The following is a 1,537-nucleotide window of genomic DNA, read 5'->3' on the forward strand; positions in this document are numbered from 1 at the left end:
TTAAATGACAACTTGTGCTTCGTATCAAGTTCAGTGCTGGCAGACAGTTTAGTGCTTCGAAATCCGCTTCTTCGCCAAGCGCCAAAACGTTATGGTTAATTTTAAAACGACACAATGAAGCTATTCGACTTCTTTAAAAATAAGGAAAATGACACGTTTCGGATAACCGAGCCTGACCAACTGTGGGTTGAAGATAATTTTAGATGGTTAATCAAAATTTTTGGATACCCTTACCGAGAAAGTGAACAAATCCTTCTTTCAGAAAACTATTTTCCAAAGACCTTTAAAAGCGACAAAGTTTCAATTGAAAATATCATTAAAGACTTGTGTTCACTACTTCAAATTCAAGAAGAGAAGATATCTTTTGAAGTCGTTAACGACATTAGAGATTCTTATGGTATGCCCTACGAAATCGAAGGAAAACCATTTGAAACAGAATTAGAAATTGAAGACGGTAAATATAGAATCTATATAGCGAACAGCCTTCATAAACACCCCAAAAGACTAATTCATAATTTGGTTTATGAATTTATCAGAATCAAACTTACAGACAATAAACTCCAATACGACACAGGTGATGACACAGACTTGTTTATATACTTGGCAGGAATATATTTTGGTTTTGGAGTTTTACTTTCTCAAAACCTAAAAGACACAGGTAGAGTTGATGATGGATTTTGGGAAACCAAATGGAATTACATTTCAGAAATACCAAATGAAATAATGGCATTTGCCCTTGCAACATATTCAAAATTAATCGAGCAAGACACACCAAAATGGAAAGATGATTTGCCAAGTGATTTGAAAAGCCAATTTGGAAAAGCAATAAAATACTTAAACGACAACCCAAGTGAACTTTATGATAAGCAAGAACTCGAATCTAATGAATTGTTTAAAACGGCTTACGACCTGTATTTAAAGAACGACTTTGAAGAAGCAATTGCCAATCTCCAAAAAATACTATTCCTGACCAATGATGATGTAATGAAAGCAGATGTTTACAACAACTTAGGCTATTACAGTATCAGGCTCAAAAATTATGAACAATCTGTTTCTTACTTCAAAAGTTCAATCAATATAATGCCGGACTATGGATATGCGAACGACAATTTAGGTTATGCCCTAATTCAACTAGGTAAATTGGAAGAAGGAAAAGAGTTTCTAGAAAAAGCATTGAAGACAGAAAACAACGACATAGCTTATACTTATAGAAATTATGCCCTTTATTATCAAGCCAAAGGAGAATTGAATAAAGCAGAAGATTATTTCAAAAAGTCATTTGAATCTATAACAGACTCAGTTGACCTTTTAGAGTATCACTATGCAGACTTTTTAATGAAGAACGGAGAGACAGAAAAAGGACTTAAATTTTTGAAGAAAGCAGTTGAAAAAGGAGAACCCGAAGCAATCGAAAGAATGAATGAAATCAAGAAAAACTAACCATAACAGCACCTACCCAAAAGTGGCGGTTCAGTGGTTAAATCAAGCTTTGTGCTTCTATCAAAGTTTCTGCTTGGTTGACAGTGAAGTGCTTCGA

The 1,537-nt window shown here is 34.1% G+C and carries 1 protein-coding gene; it reads left to right on the forward strand.

The features are described 5' to 3' along the window. Positions 1 to 114: 114 nt before the first annotated feature. On the forward strand, positions 115 to 1,440 hold the full coding sequence (locus H510_RS0112880; RefSeq protein ID WP_026904690.1) for a tetratricopeptide repeat protein: 1,326 nt from the start codon (positions 115 to 117) through the stop codon (positions 1,438 to 1,440). Positions 1,441 to 1,537 lie beyond the last annotated feature (97 nt).

Source organism: Pedobacter glucosidilyticus DSM 23534 (assembly GCF_000425145.1).
GTDB classification, from domain to species: Bacteria; Bacteroidota; Bacteroidia; order Sphingobacteriales; family Sphingobacteriaceae; genus Pseudopedobacter; species Pseudopedobacter glucosidilyticus.

What these genes read in the sequence shown, in the direction of transcription:
- H510_RS0112880 (WP_026904690.1), top strand. Translation starts at nt 115, where the DNA reads ATGAAGCTATTCGACTTCTTTAAAAATAAGGAAAATGACACGTTTCGG.